General features: G+C 71.9%; 2 protein-coding genes. Both read right to left on the bottom strand.

The features are described 5' to 3' along the window. The coding region (locus Q0C41_RS30220; protein WP_291990548.1) for an N-acetylmuramidase family protein at nucleotides 1–593 on the bottom strand (593 nt) is incomplete at its 3' end. Between the two features lie 4 nt (nucleotides 594–597). Then, a partial coding sequence (locus tag Q0C41_RS30215) for a hypothetical protein (protein ID WP_291990546.1) occupies nucleotides 598–4193 on the bottom strand: 3596 nt, incomplete at its 5' end.

The following is a 4193-nucleotide window of genomic DNA, read 5'->3' as shown; positions in this document are numbered from 1 at the left end:
GGCAGCGCCGGTGCGGACGCCAGCGCCGCCCAGCGCTCGTACGCACGTGCCAGCTTGACGTCGTACTGATTCCGCGCGTAGGCGGGTCCGTTGTAGCGCTCGGCGAAGGTCGCCCACGCCTTGTCGCGCAGGGGCACCAGGTACCAGCGTCGGGCGATGAAGCGGGTGAAGGCCTCGAGCTGGGCCTCGGCGCTGCTGGCGTGCGCGGCGACGAACGCCTCGACGTCGGGGAAGCCAGCCTGCGCATAGTTGGCGCCCATGATCTGGAACGCCCCCCAGCTGGCCGACTGCAGGGCCGAGGCGCGATCGAGGAGGATCGCCTGCTCCAGCCGGGCCCACTCGCCCGCGCCGGTCTTCGCATAGTGCTTCCGGGTCCAGGTCGGGTAACTGATCGTCGGATGCGCGGCGCCGAACCGCCCGCCGGTGAGGCGGTGGAAGTAGTGGCCCTCGAACAGCACCTTCGGCCGGGGCGGCGTCGTGGTCAGGAAGCCGCTGCCGCCGGATTCGACCTCGGCGACGGCGCGCAAGGTGGCCAGTTCGACCTGCAGCGTCTGGGCCAGCGCGACCCACTTCTCATCGGTGATGGCAAGCATGGCGTCAGGGGGTCGGCATCAGGTGCCGCAGAGGCTCGACAACGGTGATGAGCTGCCCGCCGACCTCGGGGAAGCGCATCGAGATGATGGTCAGCAGCGGCAGACCGGCGTAGATCACCGCGCGCCACACCAGCCCGCTGTTCCAGTTCAGGCTGCCTGGGGTGCCGTGCCACAAGCGGCTCAGCACGTGGTCGCGTTCGAGCGTCAGCAGGGCGCGAATCGCCAGCGCCGCAGCCACCACGATCAGACCGACGTCCACCAGCAGGGCCAGGCTTCGGCCCGAGAACGCCGTCAGGAGGTGGCCCACCAGCAGCAGCATCGACAGCAGCACGGCGATGCCGAAGCCTCGCACCACGCGCGTGACGAGCGACTGCAACAGCAGGCTGATCACCATCGCGCTGAGTCGGCGCTGGGCCACCGTCAGTGGGACGCCAGACGTCATGCCGGGCCGCAGCCACTGCCCCGCGCGCTGCAGCGCGAGGCGCCACGTCTCGGTCCGCAGCACCGGGACCCGATCGTGCGTCGCGACGATGACGGTGTCGACGGGAGGCACCTCGCCGGCCGCCTCCAGGGCTCGCCGCAAGAGGCGCTCGGGCGACCGCGTCGGACGGAGCGCCGGACGCCAGTCGAAGGGCTCCTGCTCCATCGCCTCGACGTCGGCCGCGATGGGGTGGATGCGCACCCGTTCGAGCAGACGCGTCACGCGCCGGGCAAGCCACGCCGCCTGCCCGAGTTCGAGTGCGGCGGCCACGGCACCCAGCGTGGTGCCGAGCAGCACCACCGCGCCGTACGCGGCGCCTTCGACCGACGCCATCCGGGGCTCGAGCAACAACCAGATGAGCAGCAGCACGGCCACCGGCACCAGGAGGAAGACGCCAGCTGGCTGCATGGTCGTGCCGAGTGTGGACACGAGCGCCATCTCGAGCCGGCGGTCGCGCGCGTCGCGGCTGACCAGCGCGTGCACGAGCGGCAGGGCGCAGGTGGGGCTGATGCGCTGGTAGTACAGCGTGCGCAGGCTCCACGCGATCCACGCCACGATCATCACGGGGAACATCGTCAGCAGCGGCGCGGGCGACAGGAGGTTCGACAGGTCGAACGCGCGACTCGACGCGAAGAGTCGGTCGGCCGCTCCGCCCGGCGTCTGTCGCCACAGGAAGCCGAGCTCCGCCACGACGAACGCCGCACCGATCAGCAGCACGATCACCGAGACGAGTTCGGGGGCGCAGGCCGCGAGGGAGCGCCGGACGACGACGCGCCAGGAGGCCCGACGGGCGGCGCGGCCACGCGACACGATCCAGAGCCGCCATCCCCCGAGCGCCACCAGCACGATGGCACCGAGCGTGGCCAGCGCCGTGAGGGTCCACGACGTCAGGTACATGGCTGGCGACATCCGCCACGCGCCCCAGGACAGGGCATGCCAGGACCGCCAGAACCTCACGAGGGTGCTGGCGTCGGTGCTGGCGGTCAGGTCGGGCGCCGACGAGAGCGACACGTCGTGCCAGAGGTGGACCTGCCACACCGTGAAGATGCCGAGCGCCAGCAGCAGGCCGACGGTCAGGATGGCGTGCTCGGCCGCATGCGAGGCCTCCTCGCCGTGTCGTCGCGCCCCTCGCCGTGTCCCCGCAGCGGCGACCGGGCTGGCGCCCTCGAGACGACGCAGCAACGCGGGCGGTGACAACCACCGCGCCGACGGCAGCGGGCGGCGTTGCGCCGCCACCACGAGCCCCATCAGCACCACCGCCGTGACCGGCAGCAGCAGCCACATCAGGAATTCCTGATCGGAGGCAAAGAGGTACCGCTCTTCGTCGACGTCGCCGACGGTGCGCACGCGCCCGCGCACGACGGCGCAATCCTGCGGCGAGATCAGCTGCGCCCGCGCCGAGAAGGGCGTGAACTCGCGCTGCCCCACCACCAGCACCCAGGGCACGGGGCGCTCGACGCCGGCCTCGTCGGCGCACTGCGTTGCCGCGCCGCTCGCCTCGCTGCCATCGGGCGCCCGGTAGTCCACGAGCAGTGGCCCGGCCTCGGACGAGTCGCCGAGCGCCAGCAGCAACGCGTTGTAGACGCCCTGCTGCGCCATCGAAGTGAACTGCGTGCGCCGGCCGTGCATGCCGTCGCCGTGCGTCAGCGTCTGGGCATGTCCCTGCATCGGATACGACGAGGCCATCAGCATGCCCCGCACGAACGGCGCGTACTCCGGGTGCAGCATCAGGATGTCTGGCTCGGTGCCGAAGAGGATCACGTCCGGGGAGACGCGGTTGATCTCGCGCGCCAGGAACAGCCGGTCGCGCTCGTCCGTGCTGAGGATGCCGATGGCGCCGATGCGCCGGCGCTGCAGCTGCGACAGGATGCCCTCGAGCGTCAGGTCGCGCGCGGCATCGGTCAGGCTCGGCGTGAAGGTGGGCAGGCGGTCGCTCGGCGTGATCGAGTCTTCGAGGCGCAGGACTTCCGCAGTGGCCACCAGCTTCGAGAACTCTGCCGGCGCGGCCACGCTCCGCTGGCGCGACGCGTAGCGATCGGCGATGTGCAGCGGGAAGCCGAGACGCAGGGCGTGCTCGAAGACCGTCGGACGAGGGGCGGTGGCGGACTCGCCGCAGGGCGAGCCGTCGCTGACGCCTCGCAGTGGCGTGACGGGTGCCCCGCCATCACCCAGGCTCCCCGCTGGCGCCTGGCCGAGCCCGGTGCCCCATCCGGTGCTCGACTCCACCAGCAGGGCCACGCCCTCGCCATGCGCCCACTCGGGTCGGATGGCGGCGAGGTGATCCTGCAGCGCCAGCAGCAGCGTCTCGTCCTGGTGCACGGTCCGCTCGAACGTGATCTGGCCGTCGTGCGCCAGCGCCCCAGACAGCACGTCGCAGTTGCTCCAGCTGGTGGCGGATCCGGAGATGACCTGCACCTGCAGGCCTTGCCGATCGGGTGACTCGCCTTCGAGCCAGGCCATCTCCTCGAGTCCCCGCAGCAGCGACAACGAGGACCCCGAGTAGAACGGCCCGACGACGCGCAGTTCCGCGGCATGCGACGGCCCATCGGGATGCGGCAGGGCGTGCAGGGCGAGCGCGAGGTGACTGGCCAGCAGGAGCGGCACGCGCTCGATGCCCGAGGTCGGCATCTCCGGGACGGTCAACACCGCGAGCACCTCGACATGGCCTTCATCGTCGGCGGCATGGGCCTGGCGCAGGCGCGCGCCGGGCGTGCCTGCGGTTCTCCTGAACAGCAGCACGCCGGGTCCGCGGCGCGCGTCAGGGTCGGTGTCGGTGGCGGCGGCCGTGCCGCTCCCGGCGCGTGGCAGGTGAAAGCGCTCCAACGTGTAGTTGGCCGCGCTGACCGCGCTCTGGATCGTCGCCAGCGTCCGGTCGGCCTGCCACCGGCTGTTGGAGTCCTCGTACGCCGACAGGGAGACGATGACGGCCCCGAGCCGACAGGGCACGCGCTCGCCCACGGCAGCCAACGCGGCGGCGGGACCGCGCACGGTGTCGGTGCGCAGCGCCGTGGCGGCCGCGAGGCACCCCATGTCGGCGAGGTAGTCGTCGATCAGCCGTGCCGTGCGGCTGCCGGCGACCTGCGCGTCGAGCCATGCCGTGCTGATCGTGGCCGGCGGCG

The sequence above is a fragment of the Luteitalea sp. genome (genome assembly GCF_022842525.1).
In the GTDB taxonomy this organism is placed as follows: domain Bacteria; phylum Acidobacteriota; class Vicinamibacteria; order Vicinamibacterales; family Vicinamibacteraceae; genus Luteitalea.
The sequence above is the reverse complement of the archived record's forward strand: the minus strand, read 5'-3'. Positions and strand labels throughout refer to the sequence as shown.